General features: G+C 71.8%; 17 protein-coding genes, 1 tRNA gene and 1 pseudogene. 4 read left to right on the forward strand and 15 right to left on the reverse strand.

What is annotated here, in order from left to right; genetic code table 11:
* Nucleotides 1–151: 151 nt before the first annotated feature.
* From efeB to efeU, 3 genes are read right to left on the reverse strand one after another with little or no spacing between them, the layout of a single operon-like run.
* On the reverse strand, nt 152–1,447 hold the full coding sequence (gene efeB / locus EDF19_RS15465) for an iron uptake transporter deferrochelatase/peroxidase subunit (RefSeq protein ID WP_123681766.1): 1,296 nt from the start codon (nt 1,445–1,447) through the stop codon (nt 152–154).
* Complete coding sequence (efeO, locus tag EDF19_RS15470; protein WP_123681767.1) at nt 1,444–2,664, reverse strand: iron uptake system protein EfeO; 1,221 nt, start codon at nt 2,662–2,664, stop codon at nt 1,444–1,446. Before efeO ends, efeB begins: the two co-directional genes overlap by 4 nt.
* Nucleotides 2,651–4,261, reverse strand: a complete 1,611-nt coding sequence (gene efeU / locus EDF19_RS15475; protein WP_123681768.1) for an iron uptake transporter permease EfeU — start codon at nt 4,259–4,261, stop codon at nt 2,651–2,653. Before efeU ends, efeO begins: the two co-directional genes overlap by 14 nt.
* A gap of 69 nt (nt 4,262–4,330) precedes the next feature.
* On the opposite strand from efeU, the gene EDF19_RS15480 reads away from it, so the two are divergent.
* Together EDF19_RS15480 and EDF19_RS15485 are read left to right on the forward strand one after the other, a co-directional pair.
* On the forward strand, nt 4,331–5,134 hold the full coding sequence (locus EDF19_RS15480; RefSeq protein WP_123681769.1) for a trimeric intracellular cation channel family protein: 804 nt from the start codon (nt 4,331–4,333) through the stop codon (nt 5,132–5,134).
* Nucleotides 5,135–5,402: 268 nt separating this feature from the next.
* Nucleotides 5,403–6,011 (forward strand): TetR/AcrR family transcriptional regulator, encoded by a 609-nt coding sequence (locus EDF19_RS15485; RefSeq protein WP_123681770.1) that lies wholly within the window; start codon nt 5,403–5,405, stop codon nt 6,009–6,011.
* Nucleotides 6,012–6,227: 216 nt separating this feature from the next.
* On the opposite strand, the gene EDF19_RS15490 is transcribed toward EDF19_RS15485, so the two are convergent.
* The 5 genes from EDF19_RS15490 to EDF19_RS15510 form a co-directional block, all read right to left on the reverse strand.
* The gene (locus EDF19_RS15490) at nt 6,228–8,582 is read right to left on the reverse strand and encodes a DUF3488 and transglutaminase-like domain-containing protein (protein ID WP_123681771.1); all 2,355 of its coding nucleotides are present in this window, start codon (nt 8,580–8,582) and stop codon (nt 6,228–6,230) included.
* Nucleotides 8,579–9,910 (reverse strand): DUF58 domain-containing protein, encoded by a 1,332-nt coding sequence (locus tag EDF19_RS15495; RefSeq protein WP_123681772.1) that lies wholly within the window; start codon nt 9,908–9,910, stop codon nt 8,579–8,581. The genes EDF19_RS15490 and EDF19_RS15495 overlap by 4 nt, the downstream gene beginning before the upstream one ends.
* A complete protein-coding gene (locus EDF19_RS15500) occupies nt 9,910–10,902 on the reverse strand; it encodes a MoxR family ATPase (RefSeq protein ID WP_185022890.1) in 993 nt (330 codons plus the stop codon). The genes EDF19_RS15495 and EDF19_RS15500 overlap by 1 nt, the downstream gene beginning before the upstream one ends.
* 175 nt (nt 10,903–11,077) lie before the next feature.
* Nucleotides 11,078–12,082, reverse strand: a complete 1,005-nt coding sequence (locus EDF19_RS15505) for a sugar phosphate isomerase/epimerase (protein ID WP_123681774.1) — start codon at nt 12,080–12,082, stop codon at nt 11,078–11,080.
* Entirely contained in the window at nt 12,079–13,314 is a 1,236-nt protein-coding gene (locus EDF19_RS15510; RefSeq protein WP_123681775.1) for a Gfo/Idh/MocA family protein, read from the reverse strand. Before EDF19_RS15510 ends, EDF19_RS15505 begins: the two co-directional genes overlap by 4 nt.
* 111 nt (nt 13,315–13,425) lie before the next feature.
* Between EDF19_RS15510 and EDF19_RS15515 the strand changes: the two genes are divergently transcribed.
* Nucleotides 13,426–14,427: a LacI family DNA-binding transcriptional regulator gene (locus EDF19_RS15515; RefSeq protein WP_123681776.1), complete on the forward strand. Its 1,002-nt coding sequence runs from the start codon at nt 13,426–13,428 to the stop codon at nt 14,425–14,427.
* On the opposite strand, the gene EDF19_RS15520 is transcribed toward EDF19_RS15515, so the two are convergent.
* The gene (locus EDF19_RS15520; RefSeq protein ID WP_123681777.1) at nt 14,424–15,464 is read right to left on the reverse strand and encodes a glycosyl hydrolase family 18 protein; all 1,041 of its coding nucleotides are present in this window, start codon (nt 15,462–15,464) and stop codon (nt 14,424–14,426) included. The two genes, EDF19_RS15515 and EDF19_RS15520, sit on opposite strands and share 4 nt — an antisense overlap.
* Before the next feature lie 79 nt (nt 15,465–15,543).
* Nucleotides 15,544–15,993, reverse strand: a complete 450-nt coding sequence (locus EDF19_RS15525; RefSeq protein ID WP_123681778.1) for a MarR family winged helix-turn-helix transcriptional regulator — start codon at nt 15,991–15,993, stop codon at nt 15,544–15,546.
* A 146-nt stretch (nt 15,994–16,139) separates the two neighbouring features.
* Between EDF19_RS15525 and EDF19_RS15530 the strand changes: the two genes are divergently transcribed.
* The gene (locus tag EDF19_RS15530) at nt 16,140–17,339 is read left to right on the forward strand and encodes an MFS transporter (protein WP_123681779.1); all 1,200 of its coding nucleotides are present in this window, start codon (nt 16,140–16,142) and stop codon (nt 17,337–17,339) included.
* 58 nt (nt 17,340–17,397) lie between these two features.
* Here the strand turns inward: EDF19_RS15530 and EDF19_RS15535 are convergent.
* From EDF19_RS15535 to EDF19_RS15555, 5 genes and pseudogenes are all read right to left on the reverse strand, one after another.
* Nucleotides 17,398–17,486: transfer RNA gene (locus EDF19_RS15535), tRNA-Ser, on the reverse strand.
* A gap of 441 nt (nt 17,487–17,927) precedes the next feature.
* Nucleotides 17,928–19,277 (reverse strand): LCP family protein, encoded by a 1,350-nt coding sequence (locus tag EDF19_RS15540; protein WP_123681965.1) that lies wholly within the window; start codon nt 19,275–19,277, stop codon nt 17,928–17,930.
* A gap of 172 nt (nt 19,278–19,449) precedes the next feature.
* The gene (locus EDF19_RS15545) at nt 19,450–19,902 is read right to left on the reverse strand and encodes a hypothetical protein (RefSeq protein WP_260217233.1); all 453 of its coding nucleotides are present in this window, start codon (nt 19,900–19,902) and stop codon (nt 19,450–19,452) included.
* Nucleotides 19,903–19,924: 22 nt separating this feature from the next.
* Nucleotides 19,925–20,128: pseudogene (locus EDF19_RS19550) on the reverse strand (GntR family transcriptional regulator); the annotation flags it as partial.
* 170 nt (nt 20,129–20,298) lie between these two features.
* The gene (locus EDF19_RS15555) at nt 20,299–21,753 is read right to left on the reverse strand and encodes an MFS transporter (protein ID WP_311317122.1); all 1,455 of its coding nucleotides are present in this window, start codon (nt 21,751–21,753) and stop codon (nt 20,299–20,301) included.
* Between the last annotated feature and the right edge of the window lie 106 nt (nt 21,754–21,859).

Here is a 21,859-nt window from a genome sequence, read left to right on the forward strand (position 1 = left end):
ATCCGCGGGGTACCCTCAGGGCTGTCGCATCGCGACGCGTCGCGCCGGGTCACCTCTCGTGTCGGCGGTGGTTCCGTTCGACCAGACCCCGCGGCGCGGGTGCTCTCCGCCTCCAGGGAAACGGCGGAGGGCACCCACTCTCCCGGAGCGTTCAGCGGAACAGCTGCTCGCCGATGTACGACCCCTTGCGCGGTGCCGGCGGGATCGCGAAGACCGCCGACCCGATGTGCGAGATGTACTCGTTCAGGCGGTCCGACGCCCCGAGCTTCCGCTGCAGCCGCGTGAAGTGCTCCGGGTCGTTCATGTACGCCGCGAAGAGCAGTCCCGCGTCGAGCTGGCCGTACTCGTTGAGACCGTCCGTGTAGTTGTACGGGCGACGGAGGATCTTCACGCCGTCGTTCGCCTCGTGCGCCGCGAGCGCGATGTGCGAGGTCGCGTCGATCTTCGTCGCCCCGTCCTCGCCTTCGGCCGCGAAGTCCGGCGTCGTGTGCTCGGTCCCGCCGGACAGCGGTGCACCCTCGATCTTGGTGCGCCCGAACACGCGCTGCTGGTCGCTCACCACGTCGGCGTCCCAGATCTCGATGTTCATCCGGATCTTCCGCACCACCTGGTACGTGCCGCCGGTCATCCACGCGGCACCCGCACCCGGCTCGTCGACCCACACGAAGCGGTCGTGGTCCTCGTCGGTCGTGATGTTCCTGGTGCCGTCCTTGAAGCCCATCAGGTTGCGGGGCGTCGACTGGTTCGCCCCGGCCGACGCGCGTCCGAAGCCCAGGACGGTCCAGCGGACGGTCGCGGTGCCCCGTGCGATCCGGGCCAGGTCGCGGATCGCGTGGTACGCCACCTGGGGGTCGTCGGCGCAGGCCTGCAGCGACAGGTCGCCGCCGCTCAGGCCCTCCTGCAGGTTGTCGCTCGGCAGCCGCGGGATGTCGGCGAGCGCCGCGGGCTTCTTCGACGCCAGGCCGAAGCGTTCGTCGAAGACACCCGGTCCGAGCCCGACGGTCACGGTCAGGGACGCGGGACCGAGGTCGAGGGCCTCGCCCGTGTCCGCGCCGACACCGTCGCCGTGTGCCGGTTCGACGCTGCCGACGGTCTTGCCGGCCTGCAGCTGCGCGATCGCCGCCGACCAGCGGGCCAGGAGCACCTGCAGTTCGGTCGCGACGCTCGTGGACAGGTCGAAGGTCATGAACACGCAGTACCGCTGGGGCGCTGTCTGCACCCCGCCCTGCGGCTGCCGTGCGGCGGTGGCGTAGAACGGGTGGCTCTGGGACAGGTCGATCGATTCGTCGCCGTTCGCGGCGGCCGTGAACGGGTTGACGCCGGTCGCCGTGGTGGCACCACCGATGCCGACCGCAGCGCCCGCGCCGGCTCCGGCCGCCGCGAGCCCCGCGCCGAACAGCCCCCGTCGGGAGACGTGTGCGCGGGGCTCGTCGTGGGGCTCGGTCACGCGGTGGCGACCTTCTCGGCCAGCCGGGACAGCGGGTCCTGCAGGGCCTGGATCTGCTGCGAGATCGTGTTCGCGTCGGACTGCTTGGTGGCCGCGTCCCAGGTGTCGAACCCGCCGAGGTCGTCGGCGTTCCGGTAGTCGTCCATCAGCGTGTTCGTGGCGTCGAACTGCTTCGCGATCTGCTTCGTCAGGGTCGGGTCGAGCTTCGTCAGCCCCGGCTTGAGGTAGGCGAAGGCCTGTCGGGCGCCCTCGACGTTCGCGGCGAGGTCGACCAGGTCGATGTGGCTGTACGCCTCTTCCTCACCGGTGACCTTGTTCGACTGGACTTCCTCGAGCAGGCCGGCAGCGCCGTTCGCCAGGTCCTCGGGCTTGTAGTCGAGCGTCGGCACGAGCTTCGCGAGCAGCTGCACGTTCTCGGTCAGGTCGGCAGCGGTCTTCTTGGTCGAGGCGGTGATCGCCCCGTCCTGGAACAGGTCCTTCTCGACGGCGTGGAACCCGCTCCAGCCGACGGCGTCGTCGAGGTTCGACGCACGCATGTCGATGAGGTAATCGAGGTTGCCGGCGTTGTCGGTCGCCTTGAAGCCCTTCTTGACGAAGCCGTCGACGTCGCTCTCGATGTGCTCGTAGAACGGGCGTGCGTTCGCGTAGTCGGTCTTCGCGGCGTCGAGGTCACCCGCGTCGATGTCCTTCTGCAGGAGCTCGACGGCGGAGACCATGTCCGCGACCTGCGCGTCGACGTACTCGGCGTAGCCCTTCGTGCCGTCCTGCAGCAGGGTCGCGGCGCTGCTGTTCGCGGTCGAGGCGACCTTGCCGGTCACGGTGAAGTCGGTGAGCTCGGTCTCGGCGCCGGGGCAGTAGACCTGGTACTTCCCGCCCGTGAGCGTCGCGGTGAACTGCACGGCGTCGAGGCCGGGTGCGAGGTTCTCCTTCTCGCCCAGGATGCGCTGGTCCTGCAGCAGCTCGACCTCGGTGATGGCGGTCGAGGACTCGTTCTTGACGGTGAACGTGACCGGTCCGGCCGGGACCTTCGTCTCGGACACGGCGCACTCGTCCGAACCGTCGTTCGTCAGCGTGACGGAGACGCGCGAGACCTTCGCGGCGTCGGTGGAGCCACCGTCCTCGGGTGAGGCGCTCGCACAGCCGGCGAGCGCGAGGGCGGCGACGGCGCTGAGCGCGCCGAGGGTGATCAGGGGTCGAACGGGCTTACCGAACGGCATAGTCGTTGCTCCTTGCAGGGTCCCCGGCCGGAGGGCCGCGGGTCGGGACGGTTTCGGGGGTGGGGTTCGCGGGGGCCGTCCGACGACGGCGGTCACGGAGTGCGAGCAGCGCCTGGGCGGCGGCCGCGACGCCGAGGGCGATCGGCAGCCAGGCCCCCCAGAGCAGCAGCTCGGCGGCGCGCGTGTCGGCGGCGGCCACCGAGGCGGCCGACCGCTCGACGCGGGAGTCGGGGACGGACCACACGCCGCGGTCCAGGGTCGTCGTGCGAGCGGACGGGAGGCCCCCACCGCTCAGCGTCAACACGGTGCGTTCCGCGCGGGTCGCGTCCAGGACGCCACCACGGACGGTCCACAGGGTCACGGTGTCGCGCACCGCCCAGCGGGCGGTGAACGGGCCGGGGTTGGTCGACGGGGAGACCCCGACGGGGATGCGGCCGAACAGGGCCACGAGGTCGTCGAGCGTCAGCGTCGACGGACGATCGGCACCGCTCCCCTGCTCGCCCGTGCCGTCCTGCACGACGCGCCACCGGTCGGCGGCCACGCCCGCGCGGGTGACGCGGCGGTGGGCCGACGTCGGCAACGTGATCCGTGCCTCCTGGCCGGTGGTGGTGCCGGCGACGCGGAGCACGCCGGACGCTCCGTCCACGTCCGCCGAGACCGACGTGGCGTCACCGCGCACCGCTGCCGTGCGCGGCAGGTCGACGCCACCCGTCGGGACGGCGATCGCGAGTGCGGCGGCGGCCACGGCGAGCGAGCCGGCGACGACCGCACGGACGGCGGGGACACGGCCCGGGGCAGGACGCCACGCTCGGGGCCAGAGCGTCAGGGCCAGGACGGGCACGACGTAGAGGACCCAGCCGAGCACCTCGATCACGCGGGGGTCCGGTGGGATACCGAGCACACCGGTGATGAGCGCGCCCTGCACCGAGCCGTTCGGGGCGAGCCAGGTCAGGTCCACCGTGCGCTGCTGGCCGATCACGATCCAGCCGGCCTCGTGGGCGCGGCGGAGCACGGTCAGGACGAGCCCGCCGGCGACGAAGACCAGGAAGACGCCGGTGCCGGTGAAGAACTTCGACAGGTTCAGGCGGACGCCGCCGGTGTAGATGCCGTACCCGATGACGACGGCGCCGGCGATCCCGATGACGGCGCCGAGCGCGGCCAGCCCCGTGTCCGACGACGCCTGGAACGTGGCGAGGAGGAAGACCGCGGTCTCGAAGCCCTCCTTGAGGACGGCGAGGAAGGCCATACCGGCGAGGGCCCAGGCAGTGCCGCGACCGAGCGCCTCGGTCGCGCTCGCCTCGAGCTCCGTCGTCAGCGTCCGCGCGTGCGTCCGCATCCAGACGATCATCCCGGTGACGAACACGACCGCGACGATGCCGATGACCGCCTCCATGCCCTCCTGCTGGGCTTGGGGCAGCGCCTGCTCGACCGCCTGGAGCCCGAAGCCGACACCGACGCTGAGCAGCACGGCGATCCCGACGCCGAACCACATGGGGGCGAGCGGGACACGGTTCCGACGCAGGAACGCGGCGATGATGCCGACGATGAGCGTCGCTTCGAGACCTTCGCGGAGGCCGATGACGAGAGTGGCGAGCATGACGAAGGTGAGGCTAACCTAACCGGCGCTCGGCCCGCCACCCGTTCGGCGTGGGGTTTGATGGTTCTCATGAACCTGCTGTCCGTCGACGGCCTCGCCGTGGTCACGAACGTGCTCGACCTCGCCGGGGTCTTCGCGTCCGCGCTGCTCGGCGGATCGATCGCCCGGACGATGGACTTCGACCTGTTCGGGTTCCTCGTCGTCGGCTTCGTCTCCGGGCTCGGCGGCGGCATGCTCCGCGACACGTTGCTGCAGAACGGGCCGCCCGTCGCGCTCGTCGACCCGCTCTACGTGCCGGTCGCGATCGCCGGTGCCCTCATCGCCTTCTTCGTGTCGTTCTCCGAGTTGACCTGGGACCGCCTGTTCACCGTCCTCGACGCCGCCGTCATCGGGTTCTGGGCCGTGGTCGGGGTGCAGCGGACCTTCGACGCCGGGCTGGACTGGCCGGCCGCGATCATCATGGGGACGATCACCGCGGTGGGCGGCGGCGCGATGCGGGACCTGCTGCTGCGCCGTGTGCCGGCGGTGTTCGGCGGGAACGCGCTCTACGCCACCGTCGCGGTCGCCGCCTCGGCCGTGATGGTCATCGCGTCCGCGCTCGGCTCCCCCTCGATCGGGATCATCGCCGCGATCGCGCTGTCGCTCGGGCTGCGGTGGGGCGCCGTCCGGCGCGGCTGGGGTCTGCCGAACGGCCGCGAGTGGCAGCCGAAGTCGACACTCGGCTCGCTCCTGCGCCGCGGGCGGAGCCTGCGTCGCAGTCGGGTCCTCCGGCCGGACGCACTGCGGCTCCTGCGCCGACCAGGTCGACGCACCGGACGGGGCAGTGTCCGGGAAGAGCACGACACGTCCGGGGACTCGTCGCTCGACGGCTAGGGACTGTCATCTGTCGGTGCCGCGGCGTAGCATCGCTACCGCCGGGTATCGTCCCGGCTCATCTCGTCCGTACGAACCGACGCGACCCGAACGCGGCGGTTCGAGCAGACGTGTGGTTTGGGGGCTTCGCTGATGCCGCGCGGGATCAGACGCGCGGCGCGGCAGGTCTCCGACCACCCGGCGGACCCGCGATGATGGTCGTGATCCACCAGCACCGCCCCACGACGCCGGACCCGACGGCCCCAGGGCCCCGTCGAAGCAGGAACCGATGAACGACGACGTCCCCGACTCCCCCACGCCCCGGACGCCCAGGGCCGAGGTCCGCGAACGGCTCCTCATCGCCGGCGCCGAGGTCTTCGCCGAGCAAGGGGTGCACGGTGCCCGGCTCGACGACGTCGCCGCTCGCGCCGGGTTCAGCAAGGGCGCGGTGTACTCGAACTTCTCCTCGAAGGAAGACCTCGTCGCGCAGGTCATGCAGCGAGGGACGAACCTCGTGCTCGGCTCCCTGCAGGACCTGGTCCGCGCCGACATCGCCGCCGTGGACATCGGCGACGTCGTCCGTGCGGCCTTCGGGCGGCACGACCAGAGCGCGCAGTTCGCCCTGCTCTCCGAGTTCCGCGGGTTCGCGATCCGGAACCCCGAGTTCATGCCGGAGTTCATGCGGCAGCGGCGCGTGCTGCAGGACGGCGTGCACGACCTGGTGCGCCTGTGGTTCGGTGCGCACCCCGAGGTCGACGCCGGCATGCCGCTCGAGGACTTCGCCACCGCGCTGATCGCCGCGAACGTCGGGCTCGTGTTCGACGCGCCGGCGCTCCCCGGGGTGGACCCGGGCGAGGTCGTCGCGGCGCTCGTCGAGGCGGTCGTGCGGCGCCGCTGACCAGCGGGGCGGGGCGGGGCGCGCGGCGCGGGGTGTGGCGCGGGGTGCGGGCGGGCTCTGCAGTGTGCGAGGTTCCGGTCACCGTGCGAGGCTCCGAGGGCCGCACACTGCGCGGAACCTCGCACACTGCGCGCACCTCGCACGGTGCGACCCGCGGGCACCTCGCACCGTGCGACGCGGCGCCACCGCGCACCTCGCACCGTGCGACCCCGCGCGTCAGGCCGGGCTGCGACGCGACCGACGACCCTCGTGGGACCACGCCGACGAGGGCAGCAGGCTCGGCGGCAGCACGCGCGACCGGACCACCCGCCCACCGGACACCGACGCGTCGAGCGCGACCCGTGCCTCCCGGACGTGGTCCGCCAGAGCGTCGCCGTCCACCGACGCGTCCCCGCCACCGGCGAAGCGCTCACGGTCGACCGCGTCGACCACCGCCTCGAGGTGCGGCAGCACCGCCGCGGGCAGCACCGGCTGGAGCCGACCGAGGACCGCTCGTGCGGTGCGTGCGGCTGCCGCGGCATCGTCCGGCGGCGCGAGCCCCGGTGCGTACCCGTGGTCGGCGACGTCGTCGAGGACCTCGCGCCAGGCGTTCGTCGCGGGTGACCGGCCCGCGGCGACGGCGGCGAGCCGGGAGCGTCTCCGGAGTGCACGGACGGCACCGGGGGCGAGCAGCAACAGCAGCACGACGACGGCCCCGAACAGCAGTCCGGCGGGGCCTCCACCGGTACCGGTCGTCCCACCGGCGGCACCGGGCAGCGCGGATGCCGAGGGGGTCGCGGACGCGGACGACTCGGCGGGAGCGGACTGGTCGGGCGCCGGCAGCGGTGTCTCCGGGCTCGCGGCGGTCGGGGTCTCGGTGGCCTCGGTCGACGGCGTCGCGGCGTCGTCGGAGTCCGGTGTCGGCTCGAACGCGACCCACCCGGCGCCCTGGATGTACAGCTCGGGCCACGAGTGCAGCTGCCGGTTCGACACCGTGTACTCGCCGTCCTCCTGCGGAGCGCCGGCCCGGTACCCGACGGCGATGCGCGACGGGATCCCGAGGGTGCGGGCCATCACGGCCATCGCGGACGAGAAGTGCACGCAGTAGCCCTCGCGGACGCGCAGGAACGTCGCGACGACGTCCATGCTGTCCCCGTCGTAGCCCTGCTCGACCGGAGCGGTCTCGGAGTACGTGAACAGGTCGCTGCGGAACCACTGCTCGAGCGCGCGGGCCTCTTGGTAGTCGTCGCCCGCCGTGCCGGCCACCCGCTCGGCCGTCGAGGCGATGGTGCCCGGCAGGTCGTCCGGCAGGGCCAGGTCGGTGCGCAGCTGCTCGGCGCTGGGCTCACGGAAGCCGCGGTTGTCCCCGCCCCGGGACAGCACGCCCGACGCGGCGACGGCGTCGAGGTAGTCGTTGGCGAAGGTCGAGGCCCCGTAGACCTCGTACGTGGCTCCGCGCGGGGTCGCCGGCCCGGTCGAGCGGACCGTGCTCGAGTCCCCCATCCAGCGCCACTGCGACAGGTCGAGGTTGGTCGAGCGCGACTCGATCGACACCGCACCCGACGGCACCGGCAGGTACGTGCTCGACAGCCCGGTGATCCGCACGGTCACGTCGCCGCGGGTCGAGAGCCGGGGGTTCACGCCCTCCGCCCACTGCTGCTGGTCGGCGGTCTCGGCGTCGGCGGCGTTCGTGACGGTCGGCACCCAGTCGCCGGTGCCGAACTCGTCGAGGTCGGCGAGCTTGAGGTACTCGGGCTGGCCGTCCGAGGAGCGGTAGCGGAGCACCTCGAGCTCGTTCGGACGGCGCAGGTCGTCACCGAGGTTCAGCAGCGTGCCGGGGCGTCCCGGCTGGATGGGCGCTTGGATCGCCCCGGTGACGCCGGACAGCCAGCTGGCGTTGATCGGCACGATCGTCGGCAGGCCGATCGCGACGACGAGTCCGATGACACCGACCACGGCGGCGGGCACGACCCGTTGCACCGGACGGACGGAGAGCCAGAGGAGCGCGAGGAACGCGATCGCGGTGACGACGACGAGCACGGTGCCGGCGGGCTGACCGGTGATGATGCCGGGGACGATGAGGATGACGAGCGCCGGGGCGGCCGCGAGCGCCGGGATCCGGGCGATCGCGGCCAGGAACAGCGAGACGCCGGCGACCCAGGCGATCGAGACGGTGACGACCAACCGGATCGCGTCGGTCTGCGGCAGCGGCGCGGGGTTCAGCCGGATCGCCGCGAGTGTCTCGCCGAGGGCGCCGTTCGCGTCGAGCCAGCCGAGGGGTTGCACGTCGTTCACGAGCGCGGCGGCACACGAGCAGACGATCAACGCGGCGACCAGGGCGACGAACCGGATCCCCGGCGCACGGCGGCGGACGGCGAGCATCACGGCGACGAGCACGGCGACGACGACCACCCCGGACGCCCACCAGGCGGTTCCCTGCACCAGGGGCCGGATCGCGAGTGCCGCGATGAGCACGGGGACGGGTGCGAGGGCGACGACCCAGGTGCTCGGGGTGTCGCGGTCGTCCTCGTCGCGGTCCAGGATCTCGCGCACGTCCACCGGCGGCCGGGGACGGGCGGTGGTGCCGCTCACCGTGCGGCCCCGGAGTTCGAGGCGCCGGAGACGGGCACGACGAGGGTCCGCCAGCCGCCACGGTCCAGGATGCCGCGCACCACCGGGTCCGGCGGCACGATGGTCGCGAGGATCCCGCGACTCGACCCGCTCGTCGCGGTGACGAGCTCGGCGGCCTCCTCGGCGGTGCAGTGTCCGGTGACGACGGCGGTCATGCCGTGCACGTCGCGGCCGCGGACGTCGGGCAGGACGTCGGTCACCGGTCGCGCGTCGCTCCGGAGCCGGACGTCGGCGAGCCCGACCAGGACGTCGGTGAGCCCGCCGACGTCGCCCGTGTGCCGGGTGCTGCCAGCGGGTCCGTCGCTCACGAGCACGACGCGCGAGGTCCGGGCGGCCAGGGCACGGGCGACGCTGGCGGCCACGACGACGGCGTGTTCGAAGGCCTGGTCGCCGCCGAGGTCGGACAGCTCGGCGAGGTCGTCCCGTCCGAGCCGCTGGTAGGACTCGCGCCGGACGTCGAGCGCGATCACGGCTTCCGGCGGCTGCGCCTGCGTGGTCTGGCGGACGTGCAGTTCGCCGCGGCGGGCGCTCTGGCCCCAGTGCACGCGGCGGATCGGGTCGCCGGGGCGGTACGGACGGAGTTCGCTGTCGTCGGCGGAGCCGCCCTGGCCCACCCGGCCCTCGTCGGCGGAGACCGCTCCGGCCAGTGCGCCGGCATCGATCGCCGCGATCGGTGCGCTCGCGGGCACGACGACGACCTCTTCGGCGGGGACGACCGGCCGGTCGATGCGCAGGAGCCCGAACGGGTCCTCGACGCGGATCGTCACCGGACCGACCAGGGTGCGACCGCGGTGCATGGCGAGCGCCTCGACGTCGAGGACGGCGGGCGGCAACCCGGGGCCGACCTGCGCGTACGTCTCCGCCTCGGTCACACTCGCGAAGGCGTCCTCGAGCTGTTCGCGGACGAGCAAGGTCGACCGCGGCCCGATCGGCAGACTCGTGCTACCGAGCGTTATCCGTTCGCGGTACACCTCGCCGACCTGCACGATGGCGCGTGCGGTGCTGCGGCTCCCCCGGAGCGGCGCGGCGACGACGAACGCCATCACGATGCCGAGCACGACGAGGACCAGCAGGAGCAGTCCTGCCGAGACGGCGACGCTCGTGCTGCCGACGAGACCACCGCCGACCAGCCCGACGCCGACGGCGACGACGGTCCAGCCGCGCACCGTCGGGCGGGGGAACGGGGTGCGGCGGAGCAGCGATGCCCCGCGCCGGCCGAACCGCGACAGCGTCGAGCGCGCGGCGCCGGCCTGTCGCAGCAGCGACCCGGGCGCCGTCGGTCGGGCCATCAGGAGCGGACGGGGGTCGCCGTGAAGGGCACCGCGGTGTCGGACACGATCCGGACGACGATCTCGCGCACGGTGTCCTCACCGGTGCCGCCGAGGCCGCGGGCGACCGGGACGAGCCGGTGTGCGAGCACGATCGGCGCCAGCTCGGCGACGTCGTCGGGGGTGACGAACGGCCGGCCGAGCAGTGCCGCGTGGGCACGGGCGGCCTGCGCCAGGTGCAGCGTGGCGCGGGGGCTCGCGCCGAGCACGAGGTCGGGGTGGGTCCGGGTGGAGCGGACGACGGCGATGATGTACGCCTCGACGTCGGGCGAGATGTGCACGCTCGCGACGGCTTCGATCACGGCGCGCAGGGTGGTCACGTCGACGATCGGGCGGAGGTGCGACAGCGGGTCGCCGGCACCTCGGTTCGCGAGCATCTGCCGTTCGGCGTCGACGCTCGGGTACCCCATCGCGATGCGCGCCATGAAGCGGTCGCGCTGGGCCTCGGGCAGCGGGTACGTGCCCTCCATGTCGATCGGGTTCTGCGTCGCCACGATCATGAACGGCCGGTCGAGCTGCCGGGTGACGCCGTCGACGGTGACCTGCGACTCGGCCATCGCCTCGAGCAGGGCGGACTGGGTCTTCGGGCTGGTGCGGTTGATCTCGTCGCCGATGACGACGTTCGCGAACACGGGGCCGGGCGAGAACCGGAACGTGCCCGAGGACTGGTCGAAGATGTTCACACCGGTGACGTCCGAGGGGAGCATGTCGGACGTGAACTGGATGCGGTTCACCGAGCCGCCGACCGAGGCGCCGAGGGCCTTCGCGAGCACCGTCTTGCCGACGCCGGGGACGTCCTCGACGAGCAGGTGCCCCTCGGCGAGCATCACCGTGAGCGCGGTGCGGATCGCCTCGGCCTTGCCGTCGATCACCGTGGCGACCGACGCGACGATGGCGTCCCCCACCTCGCGGACGCGCTCGAGCGGGAAGGCGGGGTCGGTCGGGTCCGGCACGCAGGCCTCCTCGTCTCGGGACAGGTGTCGTGCATGCTACATCGGCCGGGTGGACGCGACCGGAGGATGTGTCACCGGTACGCGTCCTGGACTGGAGGCCCGGATCACGTGCGCCGATCGGCCCACGTGATCCGGGCCTCCAGTCCAGATCGTCGGGTCGCGCGTCAGACGCGACTCACGCGCGCGCCGCCAGCGCCGCGTCGGCGGCGCGGAGGACCTGCGCCGCGACGGCGACGCCCTCCTCGCGGCCGAGCTCGGTGTCCTCGTGCTCGATGTTCACCCACATGTCCGGGTCCACCTCGCGCAGCGCCTCGAGGAACGCCGACCAGTACGCCTCGTCGTGGCCCTTGCCGAGCGCGACGAAGTCCCACGCCGACGGCTTCGGCCACTCGTTCGCCCACTCGTCGCCGCCGAGGTTCGTGCGCGGCTCGTCCGGCGACAACCGACGGAACGAGTTGTCGAGCACGCCGTTGATCGCCGCGTGCGGGTTGATCCGGACGTCCTTCGCGGCGGCGTGGAACACCAGCTCGCCGAGGTCGCGGACCACCGCCACCGGGTCCATCTGCTGCCAGAACAGGTGACTCGCGTCGAGTTCGACCCCGACGTTGGTCAGCCCGCCGCGCTCCACGAGCTCCCGGATCGTCGCCGGGTTGAACACGACGTTCTGCGGGTGCAGCTCGAGTGCGACCTTGACGCCGTGCTCACGCGCCAGGGCGTCGATCTCCTGCCAGAACGGCACCGCGACGCTCCACTGGTACTCGATGACGTCGAGTGCGGCGGAGTTCCACGCGTTCACGATCCAGTTCGGCCGGGTCCCGCCGGGCTCGCCCGCGGGGAGTCCCGACATCGTCACGACACGGTCCTGCCCGAGGCGTGCTGCGAGACGGATGCTGCGCCGGATGTCCTCGGCGTGGGCGTCCCCGATCGCGCGGTCCGGGTGCAGCGGGTTGCCGTTGCAGTTCAGGCCGGCGATGGACACCCCGGTGCCCTCGAACTGGGCGAGGAAGGCGTCGCGTGCTGCGTCGTCGACCAGGATCTCGTCGATGTCCGGCACGTGCACCGGGGGCAGGAACCCGCCGGTGTTCAGCTCGATGCCGGTGAGGCCGTTGTCCGCGATGGCGCGGAGGGCGTCCGCGAGCGGGCGGTCGTGGAAGATGGCGTTGTACAGGCCGAGCTTCATGCGAGCGCTCCTTCGGTGCGGGTGACCGCTCCTTCTGCTCGGGTGACGTCCACGGCGGCGCCGCCTGCACCGGCGGACCGCGCCACCGCGTCGAGGACCTCCATGTTGTGGACCCCGTCGTCGAACGTGGCGTTCGCGGGCAGCGGGTCGACCGTGTTGCCGGTCACCTCGTCGAGGAACGCGCGGGCCTGGTACTCGAACATCTGGTTCTGGCCCCATCCGACACCCGGGGCGTCCATCGCCATGCCGCCGGCGACGTAGGGGTGGTCCGGGCCGAGGACGACCTGGCGGTACCCACCGAGGCGGGAGCCGTCGGACTGCAGCGCGAGGCCGATCTCCGAGGCGCGCTCCTGGTCCCAGCGGGCGGCGCCGTTCTCGCAGAAGACCTCGATGACGAGGCCGTTCGGGTGGCTCGTCGCGACGCGGGAGACCTCGAGCGAGCCGACGACGGATCCGTCGCCGAATCGGGCGTTGAAGGTGGCGTAGTCGTCGTTCTCGACGTCAGCTTCCTCACCCGTCAGCGGGACGGCCTGGCCGCGCAGGGCGAACCCCGCGGCGATCGGGCGCTTCGTGATGGCCGTGGTGAACATCCCGCCGTTGACGCTCTGGATCTGGCCGGCCAGGAACTCCGCGACGTACGCCAGGTGCGAGCCGACGTCGGCGAGGGCTCCGGTGCCTGCGGCCCCGGCGAAGCGCCACGAGAACGGGACGTCGGGCGAGGAGCCGTAGTCCGTCCAGTACCGGCCGGACACGTGCAGGACCCGGCCGAGCGTGCCGTCCTGGACGAGCTGCTGGATCACGGCGAGCCCCGGGGCGCGGCGGTAGGTGAAGCCGACGCGGGCGACGAGCCCGCGCTGAGATGCCTCGGCGGCCGCGGTGGCCATCGCCCGTGCGTCCTCGAGCGAGTCGGACAGCGGCTTCTCGCAGAGGACGTGCTTGCCGGCGGCGAGGAGCCCCTCGACGATCTCGCGGTGCAGCGTGTTCGCCACGACGACGCTCACCACGTCGATGTCGTCGGCCTCGGCGATGGCTCGCCAGTCGGTGTCGTGCCGCGCGTACCCGAAGCGCTGTGCGGCCTCGGCGGCCAACGGCTCGTAGACGTCGCCGACGGACACGAGCCGCACGGGCGGCAGCGTCGATCCGAACAGTGAGGGCGCGTTCCGCCACGCGGCCATGTGGGCCTTGCCCGCCATGCCCGCGCCGATGACGGCGACGCCGATGCTGTCGCTCATGTTCTCTCCTTCGAGAAGGTGGCTGTGCTCTGGGATGTACGCGTTCTGGAACGTTCCAGAACAACTCGCTAGACTGTAGACCGACCACCCCATGTCCTGTCAAGGAGCCGCGTGTCACGACCCCCGACGATCATCGACGTCGCGACCCGAGCCGGGGTGTCCAAGTCCCTCGTCTCGATGGTGATGCGCGACGACCCAGGCGTCTCCGAAGCCCGGCGAGCAGCCGTGCTCGCAGCGGCCGCCGAACTCGGGTACCGGCCGAACCGTGCCGCCGCCATCCTCGCCGGCACCCGGACCCGCACGATCGGCGTCGTCGTCGACGACTTCCGGAACCCCTGGTACGTCCCGATGCTCGACGGCATCCGCGACGCCCTCGCCCCGCACGGCCTCCGGCTCACCCTCGCCGACACCCGCGCGAACGCCCACCTCGACTCCTCGCCCTTCGACGACCTCGTGTCCCTGCGCGTCGACGGCGTGGTGCTCGCCGCCGAGGGCTTCCCCGACCTCGTCGTCCCCGCCGACACCCCGGTGGTCGTCGCCGGCGCACGCGCCGACGCCCCCGGGGGGCTCGACGTCGTGGCCTCCGATGAAGCCGCGGGCGGCCGGTTGGCGACGGATCACCTGATCGGGCTCGGTCACCGCCGCATCGTCCACGTCACCGGCTCGGGAGGCCCGGCTGCACTCCGCCGCGAGGCCGCCGTCGCGCAGCTGGTCGCGTCCGGCATCGAGCCGCTCGTCGTCGGCGTGGGCGACACGTCCGAGACGACCGGCTACGAGGGCACCCGGCGTGCACTGCAGGACCACCCGGACCTGACCGCCGTGTTCGCCGCGAACGACGTCATGGCGATGGGCGCGATCGCTGCCGTGCGCGAAGCCGGGCTCCGCGTGCCGGAGGACGTCTCGGTCATCGGCCACGACGAGACCCCGCTCGCCGCCTCTCCCCTCCTGCGTCTGACCACAGTCGACCCGCACAACGACGCGGTCGGACGGCTCGCGGCGACACGACTCGTGGAGCGCATCGGATCCACGGTGTCGGCCGAGCCGATCCACACCCTCGTCGAACCCACGCTCGTCGTCCGCACCACCACGGCGCCGCCGAACCCGTCCCGTTAGGGCGAGGGCAGCGCGAGGGAGTTCAGGGACCAGAGCGCGACCCCGTGCAGCCCGAGGTCCTCGGCGAGCGACACCCTGGCCCGGTACGAGCGGGCGTCGGACCAGTGCAGTTCACGGCCGTCGTCGAGCGATGCCGACCACTCGCTGTCCCGTGCCGACCAGTGCGCAGCACTGCCGGCCGCCCGTCGTGCAGCGGCGGGGGTGAGCTGCGGGTCTGCGGCGTCGGCCGCGGCGCCTCGGCTCGCCCAGACGTACCCGTAGCCGGCGATGCCGAGGTCGATCCGGTCCGCTCGGAGCCCCTCGTCCTCGGCGGCGGTCACCACGTGTTCCGCCCAGGGCAGGGCGCCGACGGTGCCAGGGTCGCTCCACGGGCCGTGCTGGTCGTACGTCATCAGCACGAAGCGGTCGACGTGGTCCGCGAGGGCGGCGAGGTCGTACCCGGTCTCGCGGTACCCGTCCGCCGTGGTCGAGGCCATCACGGCCATCGAGACCTCGGCGTCGTCCCCGAGTGCGACCCGGACGTCCTCGTGCAGGGTCTCGGCGAAGGCCACGAGTCCTGCGCGGTCACGACCACGGAGGGACTCGAGGTCGATCTGGACGCCGGACATCCCCTCGGACGCAGCGAGGGCCGCCAGCTGTCGGGCGACCCGCTCCCGGTTCGCCACGCTGGCGAGGAGCGCGGTGCCGACCTCGGGCGAGAAGTCCCCGAGCGTCTCGGAGTAGTTGCTGACGAGGAGCTCGGGCGCAGCTCCCCCGCCGGAGGCCGTCGCGGCGAGGTCGGTGATCCCGGCTGGAGCATCGTTCAGGGCCGTCCCGTCGTCGGCGACCGTGACGCCGTCGACACCGATCATCGCCGCTCGGCCGGCAGCGCTTCCGACGCGGTCCTGCGCGTGGGCGCCGGGTTCGACGTAGGCCTCCACCGCGACGTCGGTCGGGGCTCCGTCGTCCTCGGTCGTGGTGCCGGCGGCGGTGCAGCCGACCAGGGCCAGCGCGACCAGGGCTGCCCCGGCCGCCGCGGCGGTCGTTCGACGTGCCATCCGCTCACCGTACCGTGCGTGGCGGCGGCGACCAGGGCCTCCAGGCAGCTGCTCCACCCCCGGTCGCGTGTGCCGGTCGTCAGACGCGAGCGCCCTCGAGCCGGTCGACGGCCGCCGCGAGCTCCTCGAGCTCCGGGACCTCGCGCGCCTCGGCGAGGGCTGCGTCGAGCGCTTCGGCGTGGATCGGCGTGGCCGTGTCGAGCAGTCGTTGTCCGGCGTGCGTGAGTTCCGTGTAGAGGCCACGGCGGTCGTCCGCGCAGAGGACACGGGTCAGGAGCGCGCGCTCCTCGAGCCGGTTCACCAGGCGGGTCGTGGCGCTGGGGCTGAGCGCGGCGGCACGGGCGAGCTGCTGCATGCGCATGTGGAAGCCGTCCTGGCGACGCAGGGCATCGAGCACGGTGAACTCGACGACGGAGAGGTCGACCTCGCGCAGGGCCCGCTCGAGCCGCGTCTCGATCAGGCCGTGCAGCGCCGCGAGGGTGCGCCAGCCGTGCGCTCGGACGGCGGTGGAGGTGTCGTCGACGGACATCGGGCTCCTTCGTGGTCGTGCGGGTGCGCGGTCGTCGCTCGTCGGTCGACGTTGCTTGCGCGGATATCCCGCGTGTGCAACTATCGATGGGCCGCGTCTGCAACAACCAGCGTACGCGGCACAGCCGCACAACGGAAGGAACACCCATGCCCGCGGGACTCATCGCCCTCGCACTCGGCGGATTCGGTATCGGTCTGACCGAGTTCGTCATCACCGGCCTGCTGCCCGAGGTGGCGGCCGACTACGGCGTCACCGAGACCACCGCCGGCTGGCTCGTCACCGGGTACGCGCTGGCGGTCATCGTCGGGGCGCTCGGACTCACCGCCGCGACCACCCGGCTCCCCCGCAAGCCCGTCCTCCTCGGCCTGCTCGTGCTGTTCGTGATCGGCAACACCCTGTCCGCGATCGCCCCGACGTACGGCGTGATGATGTCCGGTCGGGTCATCGCGGCGCTCTGCCACGGTGCGTTCTTCGGCATCGGGTCCGTCGTCGCCTCGAACATGGTCGCTCGCGAGAAGCGCGCGTCCGCCGTCGCCCTGATGTTCACCGGCCTCACCGCGTCGAACGTCCTCGGGGTGCCGTTCGGGACCTTCCTCGGGCAGGCGCTCGGCTGGCGTGCCACCTTCTGGGCGATCGTCGCGATCGGGGTCGTCGCCTTCGTCGGCGTGCTCGTCCTCGTGCCGACCGTGCGGACCTCGGACGTCGAGACCCCGTCGCTCGTCCGTGAGCTCAGCGCCTTCCGCTCCGGCCAGGTCTGGCTGTCGCTCGGCATGACCGTGCTCGGCTACGGCGGGATGTTCGGCGCCTTCACCTACATCGCCTACACGCTGACCTCGGTCTCCGGGTTCGCCTCGAGCACCGTGCCGTGGCTGCTCATCGTCTTCGGCGTCGGGCTGTTCGTCGGGAACTTCGTCGGCGGGAAGCTGGCCTCGCGATCGATCGACGGCACGCTGCTCTGGGTCCTCAGCGCCCTGACCGTCGTGCTGGCGCTGTTCGCCGTCGTCGCGACCTCGCCGGTGCTCACCGTGATCGCGCTCGTGCTGATGGGAGCGTTCGGGTTCGCCACCGTGCCGGCCCTGCAGACGCGGGTCATGCACCACGCCGACCACGCCCCGACCCTGGCGAGCGGTGCCAACATCGCCGCGTTCAACCTCGGCAACGCGCTCGGCGCCTGGATCGGCGGCCTGACCATCGCCGCCGGGCTCGGGTACACGTCGCCGATCTGGGCCGGCTCGGGGATCACGCTGGCCGCCGTGGTGCTGACGCTCGTCGCAGTGACTGCGGCGCGGAGGACTCGTGCGACGTCGACCGGTCGGACGGCGACGGGGAGCATCGCCACCGTCTGACGGTCCCCGTGGACGACGAAACCCCGGTCCGTGTGGACCGGGGTCTTCGTGGAGTGTGCGGAGACGGAGGGATTTGAACCCTCGGTCCCCTAAAGGGGACTCCACCTTAGCAGGGTGGTGCACTCGGCCGGACTATGCGACGTCTCCAAGCACTCTCGCGAGTGCTCCGACCACCATACAGGAGGACCGAGCCACTCTCGACCCGCCCCGCACCCCGCGCGTGGCACGGCCCGTGACAGCTGGTCCCCCGAAGTGGGGACACCGAGGGGTTGTCGCGACGTACCCCGGTGAATAGTCTCGACGAGACGCGGCGATCACATTCCGGGGCTCGTCCCCGTAGTCGCGACACAGCACCGACGTCGCTCTCCGAGCCGGGCCCGGCGCGCCCGGTTGTCCGGCGCCCGCTCGGGGAGCGGCTTCCGGGGCGCGGTCCACGAGCGCGCCCCGTTTCTGTGTCCAGGCACGGCTGTGTCCGGCACGGCCCGCGGTCTGTGCCGTCAGAGCGACAGTGTGCCGCAGATGTTCGGCGGCACACTGTCGCTTTCGCGAGCTCGGGCCGCCGGCACACGGGCCGCCGCACGGCGCCGGTCAGTAGCCGAAGGCCTTCGAGCAGGTCTGCTGGTCGGCGGACTGGCCCTCGAGCCCGTCGATGGTCTCGGGCGACGCCGACGCCGACGCCGACCCCGACCCCGACGCAGCGGCGGGCGTGGACGGCGCAGCGGCCGCGGGCGACGAGGCGCCAACAGACGGTGCGGCAGCCGGGGGTGCAGCAGCCGACGGCGCAGCAGCGGGCGATGACGCAGCAGCGGACGGCGACGCAGCGTTCGCCTCGGACCCGATGCCCGTGCTGCCCGCCCCCAGGGTGAACGACTGGTCCGCCTTGATCTTCGCGAACAACTGGTCGGCCAGGTACGTCGTCGGCTGGACCTTGCCGGCGTAGACCCCGGTGCCGCCGGTCGACCCCGGGTACTGCACGAAGTTCACCTGGGACAGCGGGAGGTCCTGCAGCGCCCGCCCCATCTGCACCATCGTCCCGACGTCGTTGAGGCTCTCGGACAGCTGCATGTTCGAGGCCGCGGCACGGGCCAGCTTGTAGAGCTTGGTCGGCGACGTCAGGGTGCCGCTCGACTTCACGGTGCGGAGCAGCGACGACAGGAACACCTGCTGGCTGGAGATCCGGCCGAGGTCGGACCCGTCACCGACGCCGTGCCGGGTGCGGAGGAACGCGAGCGCCTCGTCGCCCTGCAGCGTCGACGTCCCCGCTGGCAGGTTCAGCCCGGTGTACTCGTCCTGGATCGGCTGCGCAACGCACACCGGCACGCCGCCGATCGCGTTCGACATCTCGATGACCCCGTTGAACGAGACGGCTGCCGAGTACTGGATGTCCAAGCCGGTCAGCCCCTGCACGGTCTGGGTCACGCAGTTCAGCCCGCCGTCCCCGAACGCGGTGTTGATGGGCTGCGCCGCCATCGCTGGCGCGGTGGAGCCGTCGGTCCGGCGGCAGGCGGGGATCGGCGTCACGAGGTCGCGCGGGATGCTCACCGCGGTGGCGTTGCTGTGGTCGGCCGAGACGTGCAGCAGGATGTTGACGTCGTTGAGGGTGGCGTCGCGCTCACCGAACTCGGCGCTCTGCTCGGGGTCGTTGTCCGTCCCGACGACGAGCATGTTGAAGCCGCCCTCGAACGCGCTGAGCGAGGTCGTCCCGCCCTGCCGGTGCGGCGCCGGCTGCCCCTCGATCTCCACGCCGTCGCCGAGGTCGTCGCTGACCTGCTTCGCGGCGATCGCGGCGACGGACGCCGAGCTGACGAGCGCGACGGCGACGACCCCCGACAGCACTTTCGCGACCGTGCCGAACGGGCCGCGACGGCGGAGGCGTCCGTGTCGTGCGATCCCGTCGACGCGGTTGAGTCGGTGGGATCGATCGCGGACATCGCTCACGGACACTCCTGTCGTCGGGGGACACGCCGGGGACGGCAACCGCACAAGGCTGCCACGGCGATGCCTGGCGATTCAGTGCGAAGGACGTCGGAATCCGCGGTGAGTCCGTCCGGCGAGCCCGCGTCCGACCGGGGGTCGACGGGCCCTGAGTGGATGCGCAGCCGCGCCCGGTTCAGGCCGGGACGGCCACCCGGAACCGGTCCGGCAGACCGATGAGCGCCCCGGCCAGGTCGAGCAGTGCTGCGGCGCACTCGTCGAGGTCCTCGCGCTCGGCAGCGTCGACGGCCCGGTCGACCACGTCGAGGCGCCGGCGACGGTCCACGACGGCGTCGATCCCGTTGGCGAGCGCGACGTCGTCCGTGTAGAAGACGTCGAGCACGGTGTGCTGCGACGCCAACCAGTCGGCACTCACCGACGACCCGCGGCGCCGCAGGTACCACGCACCGAGTTCGACGAACGCGCCGGCCTCGGTCCGGCACTCACGCAGCCAGTGCGCGTCGAAGCGGTCTTGGAAGGTGGCACCGCACGACGGCGGATCGACGACCATCGTGCGGGCGATGCGCAACCGTTCGGCCATCTGCTCGACCGACCACTGCGAGATCACCACCCCGATGTAGCGCTGCACCGTGACGAGCTGCAGCTTCGAGTGTGACGAGCGCTTCGCGGACCGGGGTGCGGGACACCCGCATCTCGTCCGCGATGGTGTCCAGCCGCAGTCGCTGCCCACGGCGGTACTCGCCGCGCAGCACGCTCTCGAGCAGCCGGAGGAACACCGCGTCGCGGAGCAGACTGCGGCGGAGCCCGTGCGGGTCGGTGCCCACGCCGCCCGTGCGGATCGCTGTGTTCTCCATCGACCCAGGGTCACGCACGAGCGGCGCCACCGATGCGGACGTCGCCGATCCCGTGGATCGTGGAGGACTGGGCTGCGCTGTGGAGGAGTGCCATGGGAGCACGATGACAGCCGAACGGCCGGCGTGCTAAACACTCTGAATACAGAATGTCAAGTCCGCCGACCGCGCCGCTACTTCCGCTCCCGTTCGGCCTCCCCGGTGAGCACCGAGAGGGGTTGTGTGACGTCCTCCAACCCCTTGCGGGCGGCGTCCACGCCGAAGATCAGTGCGACCACGCCACCGCCGATCATCACCGCCGACCCGAGCAGGTACCCCCAGAACAGCGGCTCCCGCGAGGACCCGTCGCCGATGAACGCACCGTAGATGGCGGGCGCGACCGCTCCGAAGATCTGGGCGAGGGCGAAGAAGTACGAGATCGCCTGCGACCGCAGTTCGAGCGGGAAGATCTCGCTCACCGTCAGGTACGCACTCGATGCGCCTGCCGAGGCGAAGAAGAACGACACGCACCAGAACGCCACCTGCACCGTCGCCGAGATCGCGTCGGCCCGGAACAGGAACGCCGAGGTCGCGAGGACGAGTCCCGAGATCAGGTACGTCAGGAAGATCATCTGCCGACGACCCCAGGTGTCGAAGAAGCGACCGAGGATGATCGGTCCGAGCAGGTTGCCGATGGCGAACGGGAAGAAGTAGATCGACGTTTGCGCGGTCTTCAGCCCGAAGAAGTTCGTCAGCACGAGTGCGTAGGTGAAGAAGATCGCGTTGTAGAGGAACGCCTGGGTGATCATCATCGTCGCGCCGACGAGGGTGCGGGTCGGGTACTGCTTCAGGAGCACCCTCGCGATGGTGAGGAACCCGACGCGGTCCATCGGGGTGACCGTCATCGCCTTCGACCGGTCGACGTCCGGCAACCGCTTCCCGGTCGACTTCTCGACCGACTCCTCGATCTGCGTGACGGTGGCGTCGGCCTCTTCCTCGCGTCCGTGGGTCATCAACCACCGCGGACTCTCCGGGATGTGCCGTCGGAGGAAGATGATCGCGATGCCGAGCACCGGGCCGAGGAAGAAGCCGATGCGCCAGCCGATGTTCTCGGCGAAGTACTGCGTGTCGAGCAGGTAGATGTTCGCGAACGCACCGAGTGCGGCGCCGCCCCAGTAGGTGCCGTTGATGGCGATGTCGACGTGGCCGCGGTACTTCGACGGGATGAGTTCGTCGATCGCGGAGTTGATCGCCGCGTACTCGCCACCGATGCCGAGGCCGGCGACGAAGCGGAAGGCCGCGAGGAACCAGAAGTCCTGCGCGAACCCGGCGATGCCAGAGCCGATCAGGTAGATGGCCAGCGTCAGGATGAAGAGCTTGCGCCGTCCGAGCCGATCGGACATGCGCCCGAAGACGAGTGCCCCGACGACCTGTCCGACGAGGTAGATCGTGCCGAGGGACGTCACCTGTTGCGTGGACAGGTTCAGGTCGGCCTGGAACCCCGCGTTCGAGACGATCTGGATCTCCAGACCGTCGAGGATCCAGGAGACACCGAGTCCCACGACGACACTCCAGTGGAACCGGGTCCACGGCAGTCTGTCCATCCTGGCGGGCACCAGGCTCTTGATCGCCCCGTCTGTACTGGTCACGAAAGCGGAACGTACGCCCAGATCGCCGAGGTGGTTCAGAGCCGGAACGATGACCGGGGGACAACGAATCCCGGCGCGGAGCCGGATCCCCCTATCGAATCCGGCT

The organism is Curtobacterium sp. PhB115 (assembly GCF_003752025.1).
Classification (GTDB): domain Bacteria; phylum Actinomycetota; class Actinomycetes; order Actinomycetales; family Microbacteriaceae; genus Curtobacterium.